We start from the raw sequence: 24464 nt of genomic DNA, 5'->3' as shown, positions 1-24464 counted from the left end.
CGGCCCACGGGAGGCGCACGGCAAAAGGGCGGGGCCCCGGAGGAAATCCGGGGCCCCGCCCTGAACGCTGCCGACGCCTACGGCGTACCAGTAGTCGTCAGTTGTCGTCCTCGTCGATCAGGAACCCGCGCATCGGCGAGGGAGCCTGTCCCATCGGAGACGGACCCTGCGGCCGGACCGGAGCCATCGGCTGGGTCATGGCGGGCGACATCTGCTGCTGACCGCCGTAGGAGGGGGCGGCCGGAGCGGGAGCACCGCCCATGCCTCCACCCATGCCTCCGCCCATACCGCCCGGGTTGCCGCCGTACGACGGGGCGCTCGCGCCGGCCGGAGCCATGGAGGGCGCCGGGGACGGCGGCAGCGACGCGGCGGCCGGGGTGCGCGGCGGGGCCAGCGAGTCGTCCGCCTGGGTCTCCAGCTGACGCAACTGCGACTCCAGGTACGACTTCAGACGCGTGCGGTACTCGCGCTCGAAGCCGCGCAGGTCCTCGACCTTGCGCTCCAGCGTGGCGCGGGCGGACTCCAGGGAGCCCATCGCGACGCGGTGCTTCTCCTGCGCGTCCCGCTCCAGCGCGTCGGCCTTGGCGCGGGCGTCCCGCTCCAGACCCTCGGCGCGGCTACGGGCCTCACCGACGATCTTGTTCGCCTCGGAACGGGCCTCGGCGATCGCCTGGTCGGCGGTCTGCTGGGCCAGCGAGAGCACACGCGCGGCGCTGTCGCCGCCGGGACCCTGACCGGGGCCTCCCATCGGACCACCCATGGGACCGCCCATCGGGCCGCCCATCTGCTGCATGGGGGGCTGGCCGCCCATGGGACCCTGGCCCATCTGGCCCTGGCCCATCTGCTGCTGCATCTGGCCCTGACCCATGGGGCCCTGGCCCATCGGTCCCTGCCCCATCGGGCCGGGACCCTGCTGCCCACCCTGGCCACCGGGGCCGGCGGGCAGCTGCGGAGCACCGCTCGGCAACTGGGGCGGGCCACCCATGGGGCCCCCCATCTGCTGCGGCGGGCCCGATATGCCGGCGGGTACGGGTCCACCGGGACCGCGCATACCCTGCTGCTGCATACCGCCTTGCTGCATACCGCCCTGCTGCATGCCACCTTGCTGCATACCGCCCTGCTGCATACCGCCCTGCTGCATGCCACCAGGCTGCATGCCACCCTGCTGCATACCGCCCTGCTGCATACCGCCCTGCTGCTGGTCCTGAGGCTCCGGGGGCTTGCGCATGTTCTGCTGGTTCTGGGCAGCAGCACGCGTCGCCGCGGCCAGTTTGGCGCGCAGGTCCTCGTTCTCTCGTAGCAGGCGCGTCAGTTCGGCTTCGACCTCATCGAGGAAGGCATCGACCTCGTCCTCGTCATAGCCTTCTCGGAGGCGGACGGTCGTGAACTGCTTGTTCCGCACGTCCTCGGGGGTCAACGGCATCTCTTCACCTCAACGTAGTCATCGGCAGTCGGCAAGACCGGGTCGTCCACAGTCACCTCGCGAGTCCACCCACGATGTTGATCAGGATGTAGACGATGATCATCAGTACGAAGAAGGACAGGTCGAGCGCCACGCCCCCGAGACGCAGCGGCGGGATGAACCGCCGCAGAAGCTTCAGCGGTGGATCAGTGACAGTGTAGGTGGCCTCCAGAACGACCACCATCGCCTTGCCGGGTTGCCACGAGCGGGCGAACTGGAACACATAGTCCATGACCAACCGGAAGATCAGCACGATGAGGAAACACATCAGAGCGATCCAGAGCACCTGCCACACCACGCTCATGATCCGTGCTTCCCTCTCCCCTGTCCCACGTCTTGATCCGGTCCTGCGTCTCAGCTCTGGTTGAAGAACCCGCCCTCTGCGATACGGGCCTTGTCCTCCGCCGTGACATCGACGTTAGCAGGCGACAACAGGAACACCTTCTGCGTCACCCGCTCGATGCTGCCGTGAAGACCAAACACCAAACCGGCCGCAAAGTCGACAAGTCGCTTCGCGTCTGTGTCGTCCATCTCAGTCAGATTCATGATCACCGGGGTGCCCTCACGGAAGTGTTCCCCGATGGTACGGGCCTCGTTGTAGGTCCGCGGGTGCAACGTGGTGATCCGGTAAGGCTCCCGCTCGGACACGACCTTGGGCATGATCACCGGTGCGTTCTTCTCCAGACTCGAACGTTCTTGTGTGATGGACGCCACGGGCGCGATCCGGGCGGGTCGCACCGATTCCGCGGGAAGCGAAGTGGCGTGCGACACCGGTTCACGCTGGACGGGGGGCTGCACCACTCGCACCGATTCATCCCTTTGGGACTGGTGTGACTGATGTGCCTGGTGCGCCGACTCGTGCCGGCGGTGGTCCCGCTCGGGCTCCGGGTCGAGCTCGGGCTCGAAGTCGTCATCGGGGTCGAATCCCCTGCCGTCGTACCCATCGTCCTCCACGAGGCCGAGGTAGACCGCCATCTTGCGCATCGCGCCGGCCATGCTCTGAGTCCTCCGCTCTGTGGTGGATCCACCGACGACTTCCAAGTGCCCGCGATCCACGAGGTCGTTGCGCCCGCCCCTCGGCGGAATGACCATATTTTCTGCTGTGGTCCGACTTCTTGGCGACGTTACCCGAGCCCGGGACGGACTCCGAGTACCGCGGTGCCGACGCGCACATGTGTCGCTCCGGCCGCCACGGCCTCCTCGAGGTCCGCACTCATCCCGGCGGAGACCATGGTGGCAGCCGGATGGGTTCGGCGCAGGTCGGTCGACAAATCCATCAACCGCTCAAATGCGGCACGTTGCCGTCCGGCGTACTCCCCGGTGAGCGGCGCGACGGTCATCAGACCATCGACCCGCAGCCCCGGCGCCTCCGCGAGGAGGTCGGCCAACTCCCCGATCCCGTCCGGCCCGACACCTCCGCGCTCCCCCCGGCCGCTCGCATCGGCGTCGAGCGCGACCTGGACCAGACAGCCCACCTCGCGCCCGGCCCGGACGGCCTCCTTCGACAGCGCGGTGACGAGCCGGGAACGGTCGACGGACTGCACGAGATCCGCATAACGCACCACAGAGCGGACTTTGTTGGTCTGCAACTGCCCGACGAAATGCCACACAAGGTGCAGGTCCGAACATTCCGCCGCCTTGGGGGCGGCGTCCTGGTCCTTGTTCTCGGCGACGTGCCGCACACCGAGTTCCGACAGGATCCGCACATCGTCCGCCGGGTAGGTCTTGGTCACCACGACCAGGGTGACCTCGTCCCGGCCGCGCCCCGCGGCCGCGCACGCGGCCGCGATACGACTCTCCACCTTCGCCAGGTTCGCGGCGAGTTGCGCCTTACGGTCCGTCATGCCCATCAGTCCAGCCAGACATATCCCGCGAGTCGCCCTGTGGCGCCGTCGCGACGGTACGAGAAGTGGTCGCGCGACTCCAGCGTGCACACGGGCGACTGCTCCCGGTCGCGCACCCCGAGGCGCTCCAGCTGTGCGTGCACTCCGGCGCACACATCGACCGAGGGCGTGCCCCAACTGGTGTCGGCGTACGCCGCCGGCTCGACGGTGGCCACCTCGGCGCGCATCGCCTCGGGCACCTCGTAACAGCGGCCGCAGACGGCGGGTCCGGTGCGGACGACGATCCGGGCGGGGTCGGCGCCGAGTCCGGTCATGGCCCGTACGGCGGCGGGAACGACCCCGGCGACCATGCCGGGGCGGCCCGCGTGGGCGGCGGCCGCGACCCCGGCGACGGGGTCGGCCAGCAGGACGGGTACGCAGTCGGCGGTGAGGACGGCGAGCGCGAGGCCGCGCCGGGTGGTGACGACCGCGTCGACGGAGGGCAGGTCGCCGGCACCCCAGGGCCCGTCGACCACGGCCACGTCCGCGCCGTGCACCTGGTTCATCCAGACGACCCGGTCCGGCTCCAGACCCAGCGACTTGGCCGCCAGCTCCCGGTTCGCCGTCACGGCGCCGGCGTCGTCACCGACCGCCCCGCCGAGATTGAGCTGCTCATACGGAGCGGCGCTCACCCCGCCCCACCTGTCGGTGAAGGCGAAGTGCGCGCCGCTCACGGATCCGCGCCGTTCTATCACTTGAGGAAGTCCGGCACGTCCAGCTCCTCCGCCGCACTGTCCGAGTAGGACCGGGACGGCGGGACGGGCGGGGCGACGGCCACGTCGTTCGCCGGCTCCGGGGCGGGCGCCGGCTCCTCCTTCGGCTTGACGCTGCCGAGCGAGCCGAAGGACGGCCGGGTCTCGGCGGGCCGGACCGGCGCCGGCTCCTCGCGCTTGGCCGCGGCCGAGCCGAGGATGTTGTCCCGCTTGGCCGGGGGCTGGCCGCCGTCGAAGCCGGCCGCGATGACCGTGACCCGGACCTCGTCGCCGAGCGCGTCGTCGATGACCGCGCCGAAGATGATGTTGGCCTCGGGGTGGGCGGCCTCGCTGACCAGCTGCGCGGCCTCGTTGATCTCGAAGAGGCCGAGGTCGGAGCCGCCGGAGATGGAGAGCAGCACACCCCGGGCGCCGTCGATGGACGCCTCCAGGAGCGGCGAGGAGATCGCCATCTCGGCGGCGGCCACCGCGCGGTCGTCGCCGCGGGCCGAGCCGATGCCCATGAGGGCGGAACCGGCCTCGGACATGACCGACTTGACGTCGGCGAAGTCGAGGTTGATCAGGCCGGGGGTGGTGATGAGGTCGGTGATGCCCTGGACACCGGAGAGCAGGACCTGGTCGGCCGACTTGAACGCGTCCAGCACCGAGACCTGGCGGTCCGAGATGGACAGCAGCCGGTCGTTGGGGATGACGATGAGGGTGTCGACCTCTTCGCGGAGCTCCGCGATGCCGTCCTCGGCCTGGTTGGCGCGGCGGCGGCCCTCGAAGGTGAAGGGGCGGGTGACCACGCCGATGGTGAGGGCGCCGAGCGAGCGGGCGATGTTGGCCACGACGGGCGCGCCGCCGGTGCCGGTGCCGCCGCCCTCGCCGGCCGTCACGAAGACCATGTCGGCCCCCTTGAGGACCTCCTCGATCTCCTCGCGGTGGTCCTCGGCCGCCTTGCGGCCGACGGCCGGGTTGGCACCGGCGCCGAGTCCGCGGGTGAGTTCGCGGCCGACGTCGAGCTTGACGTCGGCGTCGCTCATCAACAGAGCTTGCGCGTCGGTGTTGATGGCGATGAACTCGACGCCCTTGAGACCGACCTCGATCATCCGGTTGATGGCATTGACACCACCGCCGCCGACACCGATGACTTTGATGACTGCGAGGTAGTTCTGCGGTGCTGCCACGTCGAAGGCCTCTCGCCTCGAGTTACGTGTCGCCGCTTCCCGGGGTACCCGTGATGCGACGACTGATGCCGAAGTGGGACGGTCCGAACGCCGACCCGAACCCTAACGCTGAAGTTTAGGGTTACCAGTGTGACTGTTCCTTGGACTCTTCCGAACAGGACACTAAGTCGACAAGTGGCGCGCGTTCAACGAACACGCCGAACCTCCCGTTTTTCTTTTCACCCTATGTGATCAGCCATAGCGATGCCCAACCAGGGTGCTGGCCTGCGGTGATGTGCGTCAACTCCCTGATGACGCGGGGGCGGTGGGAACGCTCACGTCGAAGTGCCCCGCGTCCGGGGCGGCTTTGATCAGGGCGGTGAGCGCACGGCCCTTCGCGCGCCCCTTCTCCGCGCTTCCCCACGCGACCGTGCGGGCCCCGGTCAACTCCAGCGAGATGGCGTCGTAGGAACGGACCTTGACGACCAGGGTGTCGTGCGCGATCACGGCCGGAACGGCACCGGCGACCCGCACGGCCTCCCGCACGAGCCGGGCCTCTCCGAATCGCCGCGGACCGGGGGCCGACGAACCGGAACGGGATACCGCCATTTCCAGTACGGGCACCCCTTCCGGAGCACGCGAAACCGTGGCGAAACGCACCCCTTTCGCGTCCACTTCGACGTACTTGCCCGCATTTCCGGCGGCTTCGACAATGAGGACCGGAGTACGTTCGCGCACTTTCAGCCCGATTCCGTGCGGCCAGGAACGCGTCACCTCGACGGAGTCGATTCGGGGCAATTCCCGGAGCAGTCGTGACTCGATCCCGTCGAGGTCGACGGAGATCAGCGGATCGCCGAGGGGGACGCCGGCGGCCTCGCGCACCTGCGCCTCGGTGAGCACGCGGGTGCCCGACACGGACACCCGCTCGGCCCGCAGCCACGAGGAGCCGTACAGGGCCCAGAGCGAGGCGCCGAGGAGCAGCACCAGCGCGACCCCGGCGGCGATCAGCGCCCGGGGGCCGGGGAGCCGCCGCCGGGGCGGCGGGCCGGGGTCCAGATCCTCGTCTGCGCCGCGTTCGGCGGTGGTCGGTCCGGCCACGCTCCCCTGCCTCCTGCCGCGCCCTTAACGGCGCGACGCGATCGCCTCGTACACCATCCCGACGAGCAGGTCGTCGGCGTCCCTGCGGCCGAACTCGCTGGCCGCGCGGGACATCTCGTACAGCCGGTGCGGGTCGGCGAGGACGGGCAGCACGTTCTGCTGCACCCACTGGGGGGTCAGCTCCGCGTCGTCGACCAGCAGTCCGCCGCCGGCCTTGACCACCGGCTGGGCGTTCAGCCGCTGTTCGCCGTTGCCGATGGGCAGCGGGACGTAGGCGGCCGGAAGTCCGACGGCGGAGAGTTCGGCGACGGTCATCGCACCCGCGCGGCAGAGCATCATGTCAGCCGCCGCGTACGCGAGGTCCATCCGGTCCACGTACGGTACCGGGATGTACGGGGGCATCCCCGGCATCTGGTGCACCTGCGGCAGTTCGTTCTTCGGGCCCACCGCGTGCAGGATCTGGATCCCGGCCTGCTGGAGGTAGGGCGCGACCTGCTGGACGACCTCGTTGAGGCGGCGGGCGCCCTGGGAGCCGCCGGAGACCAGCAGGGTCGGCAGGTTCGGGTCGAGGCCGAACATCGCGCGGGCCTCGGGACGGGCGGCGGCCCGGTCCAGGGTGGCGATGGCGCGGCGCAGCGGGATGCCGATGTAGCGGGCGTCGCGGAGCTTGCTGTCCGGGGTGGAGACGGCGACCTGGGCCGCGTACCGGGAGCCGATCTTGTTGGCGAGGCCGGGGCGGGCGTTGGCCTCGTGGACGATGATCGGCACGCCGAGGCGCTTGGCGGCGAGATAGCCGGGCAGGGCCACGTAGCCGCCGAAGCCGACGACGGCGTCGGCCTTGGTGCGCTCCAGGATCTGCTCGGTCGCCTTGATCGTGCCGCGCAGCCGGCCGGGCACGGTGATCAGCTCGGGGGTGGGCTTGCGCGGCAGGGGTACGGCGGGGATCAGCGCGAGTTCGTAGCCGCGCTCGGGGACGAGGCGGGTTTCGAGGCCGCGCTCCGTGCCCAGGGCCGTGATGCCCATGGTCGGGTCCTGCCTGCGCAGGGCGTCCGCGAGCGCGAGCGCGGGCTCGATGTGACCGGCGGTTCCGCCACCGGCGAGTACGACATGCACCGAAATTCACCGCTCTCCGGACGGACGTGCCGAGACACGCCGTCGCATCGTGTTCCATCTCCCTGGCCCCGAAGGGCCGCCGCCACGCTTTCTACCAAAGCGGGGTTGCCGCATGGCGAGCGCCGCCCGCGCAGCGGGTTCGTCGCGCGCGAAGGCGATCAGCAACCCGATGGCGAACATGGTCGGCAGCAGGGCGGATCCTCCGTAGGAGAACAGCGGGAGCGGGACTCCGGCGATCGGCAGCAGACCGAGCACCGCACCGATGTTGATCACCGCCTGAGCGGTGATCCAGGTGGTCACGCCTCCCGCGGCATACCTGACGAAGGGGTCCTCCGTGCGTCCGGCCACGCGGATACCCGCATAGCCTAGAGCCGCGAAGAGGGCGAGCACCGACAGCGTCCCCGCGAGGCCCAGTTCCTCACCGGTGACGGCGAAGATGAAGTCGGTGTGCGCTTCCGGGAGTTGGCCCCATTTTTCCACACTGGCGCCCAGTCCCGAGCCGAAGATACCGCCCGAGGCGAGTGCGTAGATGCCGTGCACGGCCTGCCAGCAGTCGGCGCCGTCGGTACGGGGTTCGGTGGCTCCGATGCAGGCCAGGCGGGCCATGCGGTTCTCGCTGGTCCTGATCAGGACGAACCCGATGAGCCCGGCGACGGAGAGCACACCCACGAACAGGCGGGTCGGCGCCCCGGCCAGCCACAGCAGGCCGAACAGGATGGCCGTGAGAATGATCGCGGTGCCCATGTCGCCGCCGAGCATGATCAGCCCGAGGAGCATGAACGCCACCGGCACGAGCGGCACGAGCATGTGCTTCCACTGTGTCAGCAGCCGCTTGTCCTCCTTGCGGGCCATCAGGTCGGCGCCCCAGAGCACCAGCGCCAGCTTGCCGAACTCGCTGGGCTGGATCTGGAAGGAGCCGCCGATGGCGATCCAGTTCTGGTTGCCGTTGATCGACTGCCCTATTCCGGGCACCTGAACCAGGGCCATCAGGAACACGCAGCCGGCCAGCAGCGGATAGGCCAGCGCCCGGTGCAGCTTGACCGGCATCCGGGAGGCCGCGAGCAGCAGCGCGGTGCCGATCGAGGCCGCGAGGAACTGCTTGCGGAAGAAGAACGTCCCCGGCAGCGACTTCTGCAGTGCCGTGATCTGCGAGGCCGAGTAGACCATCACCAGGCCCAGCACGGTGATCAGCAGGCTGCCGCCGAGGATCAGGTAGTACGCGGTCAGCGGCCGGTCCCAGGCCTTGCGCGCCCGCGTGAGGAACCGGCGCACGGGGTTCTCGCGCGGCGGCCGGGAGACGGGCGGCCGCCGGGTGACGCGCTGGAGGGGCGCACGGCTCGTACGGCTACCGGGCATCGGGGGCACCCTCGCCGCCGACCGAACGGATCCGTGTCACGCGTCCCTCCCAGGGTCACCCGGCGCCGCCAGGCGAGGCCGGGCCGGGTCAGCCGTCCGCGGAGGAGAGTTCGCGGACAGCCTCCGCGAACGCGTCCCCGCGCTTGTTGTAGTTGACGAACATGTCCATCGACGCACAGGCCGGCGCCAGGAGCACGGTGTCGCCCGCCCGCGCCAGCGTCCGCGCCTCGCGGACGGCGGCGGGCATCGCCCCAGTGTCGGTCCGGTCGAGGTCGACGACCGGCACCTCGGGCGCGTGTCGCGCGAGCGCTTCCCGGATCAGCGCGCGGTCCGCGCCGATCAGCACGGCGCCCCGCAGCCGCCCGGCCGCACCGGCGACGAGCTCGTCGAAGGTGGCGCCCTTGGCGAGGCCGCCCGCGATCCACACGATCGACTCGTACGCGGCCAACGAGGCCTGCGCCGCGTGCGTGTTGGTGGCCTTGGAGTCGTCGATGTACGCGACGCCGTCCACGTCGGCCACGTGCGCGATGCGGTGCGCGTCCGGTGTGAAGGCCCGCAGGCCGTCCCGTACGGCCGCGGCGGGCACCCCGTAGGCGCGGGCGAGGGCGGCCGCGGCGAGGGCGTTGGCGATGTTGTGGGGGGCCGGCGGGTTCACGTCCGCGACCTCGGCGAGTTCCTGGGCGTTCTTCTGCCGGTTCTCGACGAAGGCGCGGTCGACCAGGATGCCGTCCACGACGCCCAGTTGGGACGGTCCCGGGGTGCCGAGCGTGAATCCGACGGCCCGGCAGCCCTCCTCGACGTCCGCCTCGCGCACCAGGTCCTCGGTGGACGGTTTGTCGGTGGCATCCACGTTGTAGACGCAGGCCACCCGGTTGCCCTCGTAGACGCGGCCCTTGTCGGCGGCGTACGCCTCCATGGAGCCGTGCCAGTCGAGGTGGTCGGGGGCGAGGTTGAGGACGGCGGCGGAGTGGGCGCGCAGGGAGGGCGCCCAGTGGAGCTGGTAGCTGGACAGCTCCACGGCCAGCACGTCGTAGGGCTCGTCACCGAGGACGACGTCCAGCAGCGATACGCCGATGTTGCCGACGGCGGCCGTGCGCAGGCCCGCCGCCGTCAGGATCGAGGCGAGCATCTGGACGGTCGTGGTCTTGCCGTTGGTGCCCGTGACGGCCAGCCAGGGGGCGGCGTCCGGCCCCCGCAGCCGCCAGGCCAGCTCGATGTCGCCCCAGATCTCCAGACCGGCCGCGCGTGCCGCGTCGAACAGCGGCTTGTCGGGCTTCCAGCCGGGGGCCGTGACGACGAGTTCGGTGCCCTCGGGCAGGGTGGCGCCGTCGCCGAGGCGCACGGTGATGCCGAGCGCCTCCAGGTCGGCGGCCTGCGCGCGGGCGCGTTCGTCGTCGCCGTCGTTGACGACCGTGACGGCGGCGCCGAGGCCGTGCAGGACCTTGGCCGCCGGGATGCCCGATACGCCGAGTCCGGCGACGGTGACGCGCTTGCCCTGCCAGTCGGTCACTTCTCGGCCGCCCATCCCGCGTAGAAGAGGCCCAGTCCGACGATCACACAGATGCCCTGGATGATCCAGAAGCGGACCACGACGAGGACCTCGGACCAGCCCTTGAGTTCGAAGTGGTGCTGGAGCGGGGCCATCCGGAAGACCCGCTTGCCGGTCAGCTTGAACGAGCCGACCTGGATGACGACCGACATGGTGATGAGGACGAACAGGCCGCCGAGGAGCGCGAGGAGCAGCTCGGTGCGGGAGCAGATCGCGAGACCGGCGAGCGCGCCGCCGAGGGCCAGCGAACCGGTGTCGCCCATGAAGATCTTGGCCGGCGAGGTGTTCCACCACAGGAAGCCGAGGCAGGCGCCCATCAGCGCGGAGGCCACGATCGCGAGGTCCAGTGGATCGCGTACCTCGTAGCAGGCGGAGGGGTTGGTCAGGGTCTGCGTGTTGGCGCAGGACTCCTGGAACTGCCAGACGCCGATGAAGGTGTACGCGCCGAAGACGAGGACGGAGGCGCCGGTGGCGAGGCCGTCGAGGCCGTCGGTGAGGTTCACGCCGTTCGACATGGCGAGGATCATGAACAGCGCCCAGATGACGAACAGCACCGGGCCGATGGTCCAGCCGAAGTCCTGGACGAAGGAGATCTTGGTGGAGGCGGGCGTCTGGTCGCGGGCGTCCGGGAACTGCAGCGCGAGCACCGCGAAGCCGATGCCGACGATCAGCTGGCCGGCCATCTTCGCCTTGGCCCGCAGGCCGAGCGAGCGACGCTTGACGATCTTGATGTAGTCGTCGAGGAAGCCGACGAGGCCCATGCCCGCCATCAGACCGAGCACCAGCAGCCCGGAGAAGGTGGGCGGCTGGCCCGAGATCACCTTGGCGAGGAAGTACGCGACGATCGTCGCCAGGATGAAGGCGATACCACCCATGGTCGGCGTACCGCGCTTGCTGGCGTGCTCGCGCGGGCCGTCGTCGCGGATGTACTGGCCGTAGCCCTTGCGGGCCAGCAGCTTGATCAGCAACGGGGTGCCGACCAGGGTCAGGAAGAGACCAATGACTCCTGCGAACAGGATCTGATTCATCATCGGGCGGCGACCTCACCCTCGTTGCCGCTGTCGAGCAGCGCCTGCGCCACGCTCTCGAGCCCGACCGACCGGGACGCCTTCACGAGCACGACGTCCCCCGGGCGCAGCTGACTGCGCAACAGGTCGATCGCCGCCTGTGCGTCGGACACGTGCACCGACTCCTCACCCCACGAACCCTCGTTATATGCGCCCAGTTGCAGCCAGGACGCTTCCCTGCCCCCGACCGCGACGAGCTTGCCGACATTGAGCCGGACGGCGAGCCGTCCGACCGCGTCGTGCTCGGCGAGCGCCTCGTCCCCGAGCTCGGCCATCTTGCCGAGCACCGCCCAGGTCCGCCGCCCCTTGCCCATGGCCGCGAGCGCGCGCAGAGCGGCCCGCATGGACTCGGGGTTCGCGTTGTAGGCGTCGTTGACGACCGTCACGCCGTCCGGGCGCTCGGTGACCTCCATGCGCCAGCGGGAGAGGGAGCCCGCCTCGGAGAGCGCGGTGGCGATCTCACTTACGGACATGCCCAGCTCATGGGCGACGGCGGCCGCGGCGAGCGCGTTCGACACGTGGTGCTCACCGTACAGGCGCATGGTCACATCACTTGCACCGGAGGGTGTGTGAAGCCGGAAGGCGGGCTGTCCGGCGTCCGTGAGCGTCACGTTCTCGGCCCGTACGTCCGCTTCGCCGGACTCGCCGAAGAGGATCACGCGGGCCTTCGTACGGGACGCCATGGCCCGCACGAGGGGGTCGTCGGCGTTGAGGATCGCGGCGCCGCCCTCCTCCGCGGACGGCAGGGCCTCCACCAGCTCGCCCTTGGCCTGCGCGATCTGCTCGCGGCCGCCGAACTCGCCGATGTGGGCGGTGCCGACGTTGAGCACGAGACCGATCTTCGGCGGTGTCAGCCCGGTGAGGTACCGGATGTGGCCGATGCCGCGGGCGCCCATCTCCAGGACGAGGAAACGGGTCTCCTCCGTGGCGCTGAGGGCGGTGAGGGGCAGCCCGATCTCGTTGTTGAGGGAGCCGGGCGTGAACACGGTCGGCGCCTTGCGCCGGAGCACCTGGGCGACGAGGTCCTTGGTGCTGGTCTTGCCCGCGGAGCCGGTGAGGGCCACGAGGGTGGTGCCGAGCTTTCGGACGACGTGCCGGGCGAGGGCGCCGAGCGCCGCCTGGACGTCGGGCACGACGATCGCGGGCACGCCGACGGGACGGGACGCCAGCACCGCTGCCGCACCCGCCTCGACGACCGCGGCCGCGAAGTCGTGACCGTCCACGCGCTCGCCCGCGAAGGCGACGAAGAGGCTGCCGGGCACCACCTCACGGGAGTCCCGGACGACCGGTCCGGTGACCTGCGCCGACGGATCCGGTATGTCGTGCGTCTGCCCGCCGACGACGTCTGCGATCTCGGCGAGGGAGAGGGCGATCACAAGTTCATCCCTGGGTCTGCTGGATAGCTTCGCGAAGCACCTGGCGGTCGTCGAAGGGACGGACCACGCCGGCGATGTCCTGGCCCTGCTCGTGGCCCTTGCCCGCGACGAGGACGGTGTCGCCCGGCCGCGCGCGCGCCACCGTCGCGGCGATCGCGGCGGCACGGTCCTCGAAGAGGAGGACCTCGCCGCGCTCGTGCGCCGGCACGGACGCCGCGCCCTCGAGCATCGTCGCGAGGATCGCGAGGGGGTCCTCGGAGCGGGGGTTGTCGGAGGTCAGTACGGCCGTGTCGGAGAGCCGGGCCATGGCGGCGCCCATCGGCGCGCGCTTGGTCGTGTCCCGGTCGCCGCCGCAGCCGAGCACGATGTGCAGGCGGCCCTCGGTGACCTTGCGCAGCGCCTTGAGGACCGACTCGACGGCGTCCGTCTTGTGGGCGTAGTCGACGACCGCCAGGTAGGGCTGCCCGGCGTCCACGCGCTCCAGCCGGCCCGGCACGCCCGGTACGGCGGCGACGCCGTCCGCGGCGGTCTGCGGGTCGATCCCGGCGACGGCCAGCGCGGCGACGGCCGCGAGGGTGTTGGCGACGTTGAAGGAGCCCGGCAGCGGCGACCTGGCGGAGATCCGCTCGCCCTTGGGCCCGACGACCGTGAACGTGGAGTCCAGCGGGCCGACGCGGACGTCCTCGGCGCGCCAGTCGGCGTCCGGGTGCCCCTCGGCGGAGAAGGTGACGACGGGAACCGTGGCCTCGTCGACGAGCCGGCGGCCGTACTCGTCGTCGAGGTTGACGACGCCGAGCCGACTGCGCTCCGGGGTGAACAGCTGCGCCTTGGCCTGGAAGTAGTCCTCCATGCCGGAGTGGAACTCCATGTGCTCCGGGCTGAGGTTGTTGAAGACCGCCACGTCGAAGACGCAGCCGTCGACCCGGCCGAGGACCAGGGCGTGGCTGGACACCTCCATCACGACCGAGTCGACACCGCGTTCGCGCATGACCGCGAACAGGGCCTGCAGGTCGGTGGCCTCGGGGGTGGTCCGCTCGGACTTGATGCGCTCGTCGCCGACGCGCATCTCCACCGTGCCGATGAGCCCCGTGGAGCGCACGGTCCGCAGGCCGCCCTCGACGAGGTAGGCGGTAGTGGTCTTGCCGGAGGTGCCGGTGATGCCGATCTGGAGCAGGTCGCGGCCCGGGCGGCCGTAGATGGTGGCCGCCAGCTCGCCCATCCGCGCGCGCGGGTCGTCCACCACGAGCGCGGGGAGTCCCGCGGCGGCGGCGCGCTCGGCGCCGCTCGGGTCGGTGAGCACGGCGACGGCGCCCAGGCCGGCCGCCTGGTCCGCGAAGTCGGCTCCGTGCAGACGGGCACCGGGCAGGGCGGCGTACAGGTCGCCGGGGCGGACGGCGCGCGAGTCGTGGGTGATGCCCGTGACCTCCGCGGCGCTTCCCGGCTGCTCGGCGCCCAGCTGGCCGGCGAGGTCCGCGAGGGATGTGGCGGAGACCTGGAGCGGCCTGGGCGGTCCCGGGTAGGTCACGGGAACGTCCTTCTGGGTGGTTTGGGACTGATCAGCGTGTGGCACGGCGGTGAGCGTACCGGGCGCACCCCCGGCGGGGCGAAGCGAGGGTTTGTGCGAGCGGGGCCGCGGCGGGTGGTCCCCCGGGCCGGGAGTGATCATGGTCACGAGGCGGTTCCTGGCTGGTTGCGCTGATCGGCGGACGGATCGGGTGGGGGACGGAAGGCGGGTCGGGGGGCGGGTCAGGGAGTGAAGGCGACCGGCAGGTTCGCCGGCTTCGCCCCGGTGGGCGGGACCTGGAGGGTCTTCAGGGCGAACTCCATGACCTCCTTGTAGATGGGGCCGCAGATCTGGCCGCCGAAGTAGTTGCCCTTGGTGGCGTTCTGGATCGCGCAGTAGACGGTGATCCTCGGCTTGTCGGCGGGCGCGAACCCGGCGAACGACGAGGTGTAGCCGCGGTAGCGGCCGGTGGCCGGATCCACACGGTTGGCCGTACCCGTCTTGCCCGCGACCCGGTAGCCGGGGATGCGCGCCTTGGTACCGGTGCCCTCCTCGTCGTCCACCACGGACTCCAGCATCCGGGCGAGGGTCTTCGCGGTCTTCTCGCTCACGACCCGGCTCTTACCGGGCCGGGGGGAGGGAGTGAAGCGGCCGTCCGGTCCCTTGGTGCCCCGTACGAGGGTCGGTTCGACGCGTACGCCGCCGTTGGCGATCGTCGAGTAGACGGAGGCCGCCTGCATGGCGTTCATCGACACGCCCTGGCCGAAAGGAATCGTGTACTGCTGCGAGGTCGACCAGTCGCCGGGCGCGGCCAGGATGCCCTTGGTCTCGCCGGGGAAGCCGAGGCCGGTGTAGCTGCCGAGGCCGAACTTGCGCAGGTACGAGTAGAGGATCTTGTTGGACTCGCGCTGGTTCCTGCCGAGTTCGCCGGTGGCGAGGATGGTGCCGATGTTGCTGGACTTGGCGAGGACGCCGTTGAGGGTCAGGTACCAGGTCGGGTGGTCGATGTCGTCCTTGAACAGCCGGTCGCCGCGGTGCAGCCGGTTGGGCACGGTGACATGGGTGCCGGGGGTGGCGACGTTCTCCTCCAGCACGGCCGCCATCGACATGACCTTGGCGGTGGAGCCGGGCTCGTAGGCGTCCTGGAGGGCCGCGTTGCCGAGCGCGTCCGGGTTCGCCTTCGTGAGGTCGTTGGGGTCGAAGCCGGGCGAGTTGGCCATGGCGAGGACCTCGCCGGTGCGGGTGTCCTGCACGATCACGTAGCCGCGGTCGGCCCGGGACTTCTTCACCTGCTCGCTGATGGCGTTCTGCGCGGCCCACTGGATGTCGCGGTCGATGGTCAGCTCCACGTCGGAGCCGGCCACGGCGGGGGTCTCGGTGGAGCCCGCGGTGGGCACGAGACGGCCGCCGGACTGGGCGTAGCGGATCTTGCCGTCCTTGCCCGACAGCCGGCTGTTCAGCTGCTGCTCGATGCCGCCGCCGCCCTTGCCCTCGGCGTTGACCCAGCCCAGTATCCCGGAGGCGAGGCCGCCGTTGGGGTACACGCGCTGGCTGCTGGGTTCCTGGAAGACGCCGGCCAGGACGTTGACCGTGCCCTTCTCCTCGCCGGACCGCTTGAGGAGGGCGGACCGCAGGTCGCTGATCTGGTTCCAGACCTGGGGGGTCTGGCGGCGGGCGAGGACGACGTAGCGCGTGTCGCGGGTGCTCAGTTTCTCGGTGAGCGCCTCCTGGTCCGCGCCGAGGATCGGCGCGAGGAGGGCGGCCGCCTGCTCGGGCCCGTCGTCGATCTTCAGCTGGTCGCGCGTGAACATCGTCGGGTCGGCCGTGATGTCGTTGGCGTCGGTGCTGATCGCGAGGTCGACGCCGTTGCGGTCGGTGATCCCGCCCCGCTCGGCGGCCAGCACCCGGCCGACGTACCGGTTCCGGTCGGCCTTGGAGGCGTACTCGCTCGCGTCGACGGCCTGGACCTGCAGGAGCCGTACGACGAAGGCGATCATCACCAGGGTCAGCGCGAGGCTGACCATGCGCAGCCGGGGGCGGGGGCTGCCCAGCCGGATGGTGCGCCCGGCCTGCTGCCGGGGCGGGGCGGGGCGGCGCTGCGCGGCGGGCCGCGCGCCGGGGCCCGGCCGGGGCTGCCGGCCCCCCGGACGCGCCGGCCGGGCGGGTCCGGGTACGCGGCGGCGGGGGGGCTGCCTGCCTGAATCGGCCACTTCCGTCACCTGCCGGGGGTCGTCGGGAGCTGGGGGGACTGTACGGGCGGGCTGGTGGGCGTGAGGGGCGGGGCGGGGGTGCCCCCGGCGGCCGGGGTCCGCGTGGGCGGCTGCGACGGCGACGGGGTCGGCGGCTGCGACGGCGTCGCGGAGGCCGGGGGGCTCGTGGTGGGGGACGGGCTCGCGGGCGGGCCGGGGTCCAGGATCTCGGGCGCGAGGACGAGCGGCATACGGGCCACGGTCTGCCGGGCGGGGCTCGGTACGCCCTCGACCGTGCCGTCGGGGTTCAGGAAGGCCGGGTCCCCGCCGGGGACCATGCCCAGTTCGCGGGCGCGGCGCTGGAGGGCGTCGGGTGCGGAGTAGGCGTCCACGTCGCGCTGGAGCGCCTGTTCCTCGTCGGTGTAGCTCTTGACGTCGTCCTGGAGGTCGTCGAGCTTGAACGACCCTTCACTGAGCGCGGAGTTCAGTACGAGGAGACCGATCAGGCCGCCGCCCAGCAGCAGGACGACGAGGAGGACGAAGGGCGTGCGCGCCGCCCCTTTGGGCCGCACGGGCAGGAGCCGCGCGAGACGGGCGGCCCTGCCTCTCAGTTCGGGTTTCCTGCTCACGCGTCCTCCCAGTGAGTTCGGTTCCCGGACTCACTCGCCGTCCCCGCGAGTTCGCTTGTCGGACTCACTCACCGTCACCCTTCACGCACCGTGTACGGCCGCCTCGTGGGCCTCGTGCGGCTGGTTCGCCTCACGCACCTCATTCAAGGTGCTCCCGCACGCGCTCCGCACCGCGCAGACGCGCGGGGGCGGCGCGCCGGTTCTCGGCGACCTCTTCCTCGGTGGGAAGTTCGGCACCGCGGGTGAGGAGCTTGAGCCTCGGCTGGTAGCGCTCGGGGACCACGGGCAGTCCGGGGGGCGCGGTGACGGCGGCGCCGGCGGCGAACACCTGCTTGACGAGGCGGTCCTCCAGGGAGTGGTAGGACAGCACCGCGATCCGGCCGCCGACCGCGAGGGCCTTCACGGCGGCGGGGACCGCCCGCTCCAGGACGGTGAGTTCGCCGTTGACCTCGATGCGCAGCGCCTGGAAGGTGCGCTTGGCGGGGTTGCCGCCGGTGCGCTTGGCCGCCTGTGGCAGGGAGTCGCGGATCAGTTCGACGAGACGGGCGCTGTTGGTGAAGGGCTCCTTGTCGCGCTCGCGCACGATCGCGGAGACGATCCGCTTGGCCTGCTTCTCCTCGCCGTACGCCCGCAGGATCCGGACGAGTTCGCCCGCCGGGTAGGTGTTCAGGACCTCGGCGGCGCCGATGCCGGTCGTCTGGTCCATCCGCATGTCGAGGGGGGCGTCCTGGGCGTACGCGAAGCCCCGGTCTGCCTCGTCGAGCTGCATGGAGGAGACGCCGAGGTCGAACAGCACGCCCTGGACGCGCGGGAGGCCCAGGCGGTCCAGTACCTCGGGGAGTTCGTCGTAGACCGCGTGTACGAGGGTGGCGCGTTCACCGAAGGGGGCGAGCCGTTCACCGGAGAGGCGCAGGGCCTCCTTGTCGCGGTCGAGGGCGACGAGCCGCGCCTCGGGGAACCGGGTGAGGAGGGCCTCGCTGTGGCCGCCGAGGCCGAGCGTGCAGTCGACCACCACCGCGCCGGGCTCCGTGAGGGCCGGGGCCAGCATGTCCAGACAGCGCTGGAGCATGACGGGGACGTGGCGGCTGTTGCTCAAGGGGCCCTCTCAGGTCCGGCGCGAGCCGCACGTACGCGCCGCGCACGCGGGGAGACGCCGGGATCTCGCCGGTTCTCCTGGGGATTCAAGTCCAGCAGGGGGCCTCGCCCCCGCTCCGCGTCACTCTAGTCCACGGCCTGTCGCGGTCAATCAACCGGCCTGCGCGTCGTGGCGCCTCCTGCGGGTGAACCGGTGATGCCGGAGAAATCACCTGGACGGTCGAGATTCGGCCACTCCTGTGGGTTACCTCACAACAAGCCTCGATGACGTTCTTTGTCCTCTCTCACAGAGGGCCCCCGGCGGCCGTGACCAGTACCGTCATGGTTATGACGACCTCCGCAGCAATTCCCACCGGCCCCGAAGGCGCCATATCCGACGGCACCGTCACCGACCGTCTCGTCGAGGCGAACCAGCGTTACGCGGCCGCGTTCACCGACCCCGGGATGGACGCCCGTCCCGTCCTGCGCGTCGCCGTCGTGGCCTGCATGGACGCCCGGCTCGACCTCCACGACGCGCTCGGCCTGGAGCTGGGCGACTGTCACACCATCCGCAACGCGGGCGGTGTGGTCACCGACGACGTGATCCGCTCCCTCACCATCAGCCAGCGCAAGCTCGGCACCCGCAGTGTCGTCCTCATCCACCACACCGGCTGCGGTCTTGAGGCCCTCACCGAGGACTTCCGCACCGAGCTGGAGACGGAGGTCGGGCAGCGTCCGGCCTGGGCGGTGGAGTCCTTCCGGGACGTGGACCAGGACGTACGGCAGTCCATGCAGCGGGTGCGCACCAACCCCTTCCTGCTGCATTCCGACGACGTGCGCGGCTTCGTCTTCGATGTGAAGACGGGCCTGCTGCGGGAGATCGACCCGGCCTGAGCGCCGTCGAACCGGGCCGTGCGGGGACCTGCTCCTACCGCCGGAGAGCGGTCCCGCGCAGCCCCGGCTTCCTGTCAATCTGCTGGCATCTCGACCGACAAAAGCCCACAGATCCGACATATCGCGGACCGTTGTCCACAGGCGAGTGACACGGATTGGTAACGGCAGCAAGAATGCGGATGTGACGTCACGCTGAGCAGTTCTCGCGTGGTGTCCGTGTTTCGGGGTGGGCCGGTCCGCATCGCAGAGCGACGGCCCGGAGAAAGAACGGGCCGAGGAGGGCCGGGTGACGACCTATGACGATCGAGCGAGCCTCACTGATCTGACCAGCACTGTGGAGCGAGTCCGCAGTTCGGTCGAACGAGTGATCGAGGGCAAGCCTGAGGTCGTACGGCTTTCGCTGACAGTGCTGCTCGCCGAGGGACATCTTCTGATCGAGGATGTGCCCGGCGTCGGCAAGACCATGCTGGCCAAGGCACTGGCGCGGTCCATCGACTGCTCGGTGCGGCGTATCCAGTTCACGCCGGACCTGCTGCCGTCGGACATCACGGGCGTGTCCATCTGGGATCAGCAGCGCAAGGAGTTCGAGTTCAAGCCCGGCGCGATCTTCTCTCAGATCGTGATCGGCGACGAGATCAACCGTGCCTCGCCGAAGACGCAGTCCGCGCTGCTGGAGTCCCTGGAGGAGCGCCAGGTCACCATCGACGGCACGACCTACGAGCTGCCCCACCCCTTCATGGTGGTGGCCACGCAGAACCCCGTGGAGATGGAGGGCACCTACCCGCTGCCGGAGGCCCAGCGCGACCGCTTCATGGCCCGCGTCTCCGTCGGCTACCCGAGCCCGGAGGCCGAGCTGCAGATGCTCGACGTCCACGGCGGCGTCTCCCCGCTGGAGGACATGCAGCCGGTGGCGCACGCGCACGAGATCGTGAAGCTGATCGAGGCCGTCCGGGGCGTGCACGTCGCCGAAACGGTCCGGCGGTACGCGGTGGACCTGGTCGGCGCCACCCGCAACCACCCGGACCTCAGACTCGGCGCCTCGCCGCGCGCCACGCTGCATCTGCTGCGTGCGGCGCGGGCGACCGCCGCCCTGAGCGGCCGGGAGTACGCCCTGCCGGACGACATCCAGTCGCTGGCCGTGGCCATCCTCGCCCACCGGCTGCTGCCCACCGCCCAGGCCCAGCTCAACCGCCGCACACCGGAGCAGGTCGTGCAGGAGATCCTGCAGCACACGCCCGTACCCCAGGCACCCCAGGCGCAGAGCGGCTTCGGCTCGGTCCACTCCACGCCGGCGTATCCGCAGCAGCCGCCGCGGAGGCTTGGATGACCACCCCCGGGCCGGCGCCCGCCCCGGAGCAGGACAAGGGCGGGCTGCGGACGGCCCTCGCGGGCCTCACCACCCGCGGGCGCTCCTTCCTGGCCGCCGGCGTGGCGGCCGGCGTCTGCGCGTACGTCCTCGGGCAGAGCGATCTGCTGCGGGTGGGCCTGCTGCTGGCCGTGCTGCCGCTGGTCTGCACGACCGTGCTGTACCGGACGCGCTACCGGGTCGCGGGCAGCCGCCGGCTGTCGCCCGCGCGGGTGCCGGCGGGCGGCGAGGCCCGTGTGCACCTGCGGATGGACAACGTCTCCCGGCTGCCCACCGGGCTGCTGATGCTCCAGGACCGGGTGCCCTACGTGCTCGGTCCGCGCCCGAGGTTCGTGCTGGACCGGGTGGAGGCGGGCGGCCGCCGCGAGGTGTCGTACCGCGTCCGTTCCGATCTGCGCGGCCGGTATCCGCTCGGCCCGCTCCAGCTGCGCCTGACCGACCCGTTCGGCATGTGCGAGCTGACCCGCTCCTTCTCCACGTACGACACCCTGACCGTCGTCCCGCGGGTGGAGGCGCTGCCGCCGGTCCGCCTGGGCGGGGAGGCGAAGGGATACGGCGACGGCCGGCAGCGCTCCCTGGCGCTGGCCGGCGAGGACGACGTGCTCCCGCGCGGCTACCGGCACGGCGACGACCTGCGCCGGGTGCACTGGCGCTCGACCGCGCGCTACGGCGAGCTGATGGTGCGCCGTGAGGAGCAGCCGCAGCGGGCCCGCTGCACGGTGCTGCTGGACACCCGGGCCGAGGCGTTCCTCGGCGCGGGCCCGGACTCGGCCTTCGAGTGGGCCGTCTCCGGCGCCGCCTCCGCGCTGGTCCACATGCTCGAACGGGGCTTCTCCGTACGGCTGCTGACGGACACCGGCAGTTCGGTGCCCGGCGAGGGGGCGGACGGGTTCGCGGGTGCCGGCCAGGGGTCCGCCGACGCCGCGGGGCTGATGATGGACACCCTCGCGGTGATCGACCACTCCGAGGGCTCGGGCCTCTCCTCCGCCTACGACGCGCTGCGCGGCGGCAACGAGGGGCTGCTGATCGCCTTCCTCGGCGATCTCGACGAGGAGCAGGCGACGGTGATCGGCAAGATGCGCCGGCGCGGCGGCGGCGCGGTCGCCTTCCTGCTGGACAGCGAGACGTGGACGACCGAGACGGGCCAGGTGCCCGGTGCCGGGAGTGCGAGCGAGGAGTCGCTGCGGCTGCTGCACGAGGCGGGCTGGACGGCACTGACCGTCCCGCGCGGCGCCTCGCTGGCGGAGTTGTGGCGGCAGGCGGACCGGCAGCGTCTCGGTGTGCTGTCCACGAGCGGCCCGGAGGGACGGTCATGAGCGGGCGGGCGAGGCTGGCGCTGTGCGCCTGGGCGGCGACGATCATGGCGGCGTGCGCGCTGCTGCCGCTGGTCGATCCGGCGACGTGGATCTTCCAGGCGGCCCTGATGCTGGGTGTGCTGACCGCCGTGGGAGCGCTCACCCGCCGGGTCCCGCTGGCGCGGCCGCTGACCGTGGCCTCGCAGGCGCTGGCCGCGCTGATGATGCTGACGCTGGTCTTCGCCCGGGAGCAGGCGGTGGCCGGGATCGTGCCCGGCCCGGAGGCGTTCCGGCACTTCGCGGAGCTGCTGCGCTCGGGCGCCGACGACGTCGGGCGGTACGCCATCCCGGCGCCGCTGAGCGACGGCATCCAGCTGATGGTCATCGGCGGTGTGCTGCTGATCGGTCTCATGGTCGACGCGCTCGCGGTGACGTTCCGCAGCGCGGCCCCGGCCGGCCTGCCGCTGCTCGCGCTGTACTCGGTCGCGGCGGGCCTGTCCGACGGCGCCGCGTGGCTGTGGTTCCTGATGGCCTCCGCCGGCTATCTGCTGCTGCTCCTGACCGAGAGCCGCGACCGGCTCTCGCAGTGGGGCCGGGTCTTCGGCGGCGCGCCGCACGGCCCGCGCGCGGAGTCCGCGGGCGGCGCGGTGGCCCCGGTCCGCACGGGGCGGCGCATCGGCGCGGTCGCGCTGGGCATCGCCCTGGTGGTGCCGCTCGGACTGCCCTCCCTCGACGGGGGGCTGCTGAGCGGCACGGGCACCGGCATCGGCGGCGGCTCCGGCGGCGGCACGATCTCCGCGGTGAACCCCGTGGTGGCGCTGAGCGGCAGTCTGAACGTGGACGAGGACCGCCAGGTGCTCTCCTACCGCACCAACACGGACGACACGCAGGAGATGTATCTGCGGATCGTGTCCCTGGACAGGTTCGACGGCACGTCCTGGACGCCGACCGAACGCTCCATCACCGAGGTGCCGGACGAGTTCGGCGCGCCCACCGGACTCGCCGCGGACGTGAAGCGGACCTCCATCGAGACCCGGATCGTCGCGGCGGGGGACTACGAGCAGAACTGGCTGCCGATGCCGTACCCGGTCTCCCGGGTCGACATCGACGGCGACTGGCGGTACGAGCCCGTCGGGCGCACCCTGGTCGGTGACCACGGCCAGGACACCAAGGGCGCCCGGTACACGGTCGAGAGCCTCGTCGTGCAGCCCACGGCGGAGCAGCTGGCCTCGGCGCCGGAGCCACCGCCGTCCCTGCGGCGGGAGTTCACCAAGGTGCCGGCCTCGCTGCCGCCGGTGGTGGCGCAGACCGCGCTGAAGGTGACCGAGGGCGCGGCGAACGACTACGAGCGGGCGGTGAAGCTGCAGGACTGGTTCGCGTTCAGCGGCGAGTTCACGTACGACACCGAGGTGCGCTCGGGGACGGGCGCGCGGGCGATAGCCCGGTTCCTCCAGGACAAGGAGGGCTTCTGCGTCCACTTCTCGTTCGCGATGGCGTCGATGGCCCGCACCCTGGGCATACCGGCCCGGGTGGCGGTGGGCTTCACTCCCGGCACCCCGCAGACGAACGGCACGATGTCGGTGGGTCTGCGGGACGCGCACGCCTGGCCCGAGCTGTACTTCGAGGGGGTGGGCTGGACCCGCTTCGAGCCGACCCCCAACCGGGGCTCGACTCCCCCGTACACGGTGGCGGAGGACACCGGCCCGGGTGGTGTGCCCGACGTGCCCCGGCCCTCGCAGTCGGCGTCCACGGCCCCGTCGGCCGCGCCGTCCCAGAGCGAGAGCTGCACCCCGCAGGAGGTGAAGCTGGAGGCCTGCGCGAGCGAGTCCGCGGCGGCCGTGGCGGGTCCCGGTGACGAGGAGCGTTCGTTCTGGGGGCTGCTGTTCCTCTCCCCCTGGACCCTGTTGATCCTGCCGGGGGCGCTCCTGCTGCTGGCGATCCCGCTGCTGCCCATGCTGTGGCGGATGCGGGTCCGTGCCGTGCGGCTGGGCGCGCATGACGGCGCGGCCCCGAACGGGGCCCGCGCGCCCGCCGGCACGCGGGAGGTGACCTCGGAGGCGGACGGGCCGCGGGGCTCACCCGCGCATCCGGGCGGAGCCGGTCACGGCCGTACGGAGGCCGCGGCGGCGCACGCGCTGGCCGCCTGGCAGGAGGTGACCGACACGGCCTGGGACTTCGGGATCGCGCCGGACGAGTCGCAGACGCCTCGCAAGGCCGCCGCGCGGATCGTGCGGCTCGGGGAACTCGAACCGGCGGCCGCGGACGCGGTGCACCGGGTGGCGGCGGCGGTGGAGCAGGTCCTCTTCGCTCCGCGTCCGCAGGTACCGGCCGGTCTGGCCCGGGACGCGCACCAGGTCGGGGCGGGCCTGCGGGCCCACGCCGACCGGGGGACGAAGCTGCGGGCGCTGCTGCTGCCGCGTTCGACCGTTCGGGTGGTCTGGGCCCTCACCGCACGCTGGGGCCGGGCCCTGGACGAGCTGCTGACCCGCGTCCAGACACTGAGGCTGCCCCGGCGGCGCCCCTCGCCGGGCAGGCCCGGCTAGCGGCGGCCGGCCGACGCTCCGCACGTGTCCGCCCCCGCCGGGTTCGCCCGGCGGGGGCAGACGTGCGTCAGGGGCAGACGTGTGTCAGGGACGGACGTGTGTCAGGGACAGAAGGGCGCGGGGACAGAAGGGCGCGGGGACAGAGGGTGCCGGGGCAGCGGCGGGTGAAGGGGGCGCCGTACAAGGCCGGGCGCGGCCGGCCGGA

Annotated in this window: 20 protein-coding genes; 4 read left to right on the top strand and 16 right to left on the bottom strand. The window is 71.6% G+C overall.

Annotated features, from left to right (window positions below; all coding sequences use genetic code 11):
* Positions 1-97: 97 nt before the first annotated feature.
* From SCAB_RS32525 to rsmH, 16 genes are all read right to left on the bottom strand, one after another.
* Positions 98-1423: a DivIVA domain-containing protein gene (locus SCAB_RS32525; RefSeq protein WP_013004359.1), complete on the bottom strand. Its 1326-nt coding sequence runs from the start codon at positions 1421-1423 to the stop codon at positions 98-100.
* A 52-nt stretch (positions 1424-1475) separates the two neighbouring features.
* Positions 1476-1766, bottom strand: a complete 291-nt coding sequence (locus tag SCAB_RS32520; protein ID WP_013004358.1) for a YggT family protein — start codon at positions 1764-1766, stop codon at positions 1476-1478.
* 50 nt (positions 1767-1816) lie between these two features.
* Positions 1817-2458, bottom strand: coding sequence for a cell division protein SepF (locus SCAB_RS32515; RefSeq protein ID WP_037727976.1), 642 nt, complete (start codon positions 2456-2458; stop codon positions 1817-1819).
* A gap of 128 nt (positions 2459-2586) precedes the next feature.
* Positions 2587-3306 (bottom strand): YggS family pyridoxal phosphate-dependent enzyme, encoded by a 720-nt coding sequence (locus SCAB_RS32510; RefSeq protein ID WP_013004356.1) that lies wholly within the window; start codon positions 3304-3306, stop codon positions 2587-2589.
* A 5-nt stretch (positions 3307-3311) separates the two neighbouring features.
* Positions 3312-4040, bottom strand: coding sequence for a peptidoglycan editing factor PgeF (pgeF, locus tag SCAB_RS32505; protein WP_013004355.1), 729 nt, complete (start codon positions 4038-4040; stop codon positions 3312-3314).
* On the bottom strand, positions 4037-5227 hold the full coding sequence (gene ftsZ / locus SCAB_RS32500) for a cell division protein FtsZ (RefSeq protein WP_013004354.1): 1191 nt from the start codon (positions 5225-5227) through the stop codon (positions 4037-4039). The genes pgeF and ftsZ overlap by 4 nt, the downstream gene beginning before the upstream one ends.
* A 279-nt stretch (positions 5228-5506) precedes the next feature.
* Positions 5507-6304, bottom strand: coding sequence for a cell division protein FtsQ/DivIB (locus SCAB_RS32495; protein WP_013004353.1), 798 nt, complete (start codon positions 6302-6304; stop codon positions 5507-5509).
* Positions 6305-6328: 24 nt separating this feature from the next.
* Positions 6329-7417, bottom strand: a complete 1089-nt coding sequence (gene murG / locus SCAB_RS32490; RefSeq protein ID WP_013004352.1) for an undecaprenyldiphospho-muramoylpentapeptide beta-N-acetylglucosaminyltransferase — start codon at positions 7415-7417, stop codon at positions 6329-6331.
* Positions 7418-7423: 6 nt separating this feature from the next.
* Positions 7424-8773, bottom strand: coding sequence for a putative lipid II flippase FtsW (ftsW, locus tag SCAB_RS32485; RefSeq protein ID WP_037727971.1), 1350 nt, complete (start codon positions 8771-8773; stop codon positions 7424-7426).
* Between the two features lie 88 nt (positions 8774-8861).
* The gene (gene murD, locus SCAB_RS32480; protein WP_041669925.1) at positions 8862-10298 is read right to left on the bottom strand and encodes a UDP-N-acetylmuramoyl-L-alanine--D-glutamate ligase; all 1437 of its coding nucleotides are present in this window, start codon (positions 10296-10298) and stop codon (positions 8862-8864) included.
* Entirely contained in the window at positions 10280-11353 is a 1074-nt protein-coding gene (gene mraY / locus SCAB_RS32475; protein WP_013004349.1) for a phospho-N-acetylmuramoyl-pentapeptide-transferase, read from the bottom strand. The genes murD and mraY overlap by 19 nt, the downstream gene beginning before the upstream one ends.
* Positions 11350-12765: a UDP-N-acetylmuramoyl-tripeptide--D-alanyl-D-alanine ligase gene (locus SCAB_RS32470; protein ID WP_013004348.1), complete on the bottom strand. Its 1416-nt coding sequence runs from the start codon at positions 12763-12765 to the stop codon at positions 11350-11352. The genes mraY and SCAB_RS32470 overlap by 4 nt, the downstream gene beginning before the upstream one ends.
* A 4-nt stretch (positions 12766-12769) precedes the next feature.
* Complete coding sequence (locus SCAB_RS32465; protein ID WP_013004347.1) at positions 12770-14437, bottom strand: UDP-N-acetylmuramoyl-L-alanyl-D-glutamate--2,6-diaminopimelate ligase; 1668 nt, start codon at positions 14435-14437, stop codon at positions 12770-12772.
* Between the two features lie 74 nt (positions 14438-14511).
* Positions 14512-16293 carry a peptidoglycan D,D-transpeptidase FtsI family protein gene (locus SCAB_RS32460; protein ID WP_013004346.1) on the bottom strand — a complete coding sequence of 594 codons (1782 nt, stop codon included), beginning with the start codon at positions 16291-16293 and terminating at the stop codon, positions 14512-14514.
* A gap of 191 nt (positions 16294-16484) precedes the next feature.
* Positions 16485-17087, bottom strand: a complete 603-nt coding sequence (locus SCAB_RS32455; RefSeq protein WP_013004345.1) for a membrane protein — start codon at positions 17085-17087, stop codon at positions 16485-16487.
* A gap of 139 nt (positions 17088-17226) precedes the next feature.
* Positions 17227-18183, bottom strand: coding sequence for a 16S rRNA (cytosine(1402)-N(4))-methyltransferase RsmH (rsmH, locus tag SCAB_RS32450; protein ID WP_013004344.1), 957 nt, complete (start codon positions 18181-18183; stop codon positions 17227-17229).
* 326 nt (positions 18184-18509) lie between these two features.
* Between rsmH and SCAB_RS32445 the strand changes: the two genes are divergently transcribed.
* From SCAB_RS32445 to SCAB_RS32430, 4 genes are all read left to right on the top strand, one after another.
* A complete protein-coding gene (locus SCAB_RS32445; RefSeq protein ID WP_037727961.1) occupies positions 18510-19055 on the top strand; it encodes a beta-class carbonic anhydrase in 546 nt (181 codons plus the stop codon).
* A gap of 286 nt (positions 19056-19341) precedes the next feature.
* The gene (locus tag SCAB_RS32440) at positions 19342-20382 is read left to right on the top strand and encodes an AAA family ATPase (protein WP_013004342.1); all 1041 of its coding nucleotides are present in this window, start codon (positions 19342-19344) and stop codon (positions 20380-20382) included.
* A complete protein-coding gene (locus SCAB_RS32435; protein ID WP_013004341.1) occupies positions 20379-21737 on the top strand; it encodes a DUF58 domain-containing protein in 1359 nt (452 codons plus the stop codon). The genes SCAB_RS32440 and SCAB_RS32435 overlap by 4 nt, the downstream gene beginning before the upstream one ends.
* Positions 21734-24259, top strand: coding sequence for a transglutaminase TgpA family protein (locus SCAB_RS32430; protein ID WP_013004340.1), 2526 nt, complete (start codon positions 21734-21736; stop codon positions 24257-24259). Before SCAB_RS32435 ends, SCAB_RS32430 begins: the two co-directional genes overlap by 4 nt.
* Positions 24260-24464 lie beyond the last annotated feature (205 nt).

The sequence above is a fragment of the Streptomyces scabiei 87.22 genome, assembly GCF_000091305.1.
In the GTDB taxonomy this organism is placed as follows: Bacteria; Actinomycetota; Actinomycetes; order Streptomycetales; family Streptomycetaceae; genus Streptomyces; species Streptomyces scabiei.
The sequence above is the reverse complement of the archived record's forward strand: the minus strand, read 5'-3'. Positions and strand labels throughout refer to the sequence as shown.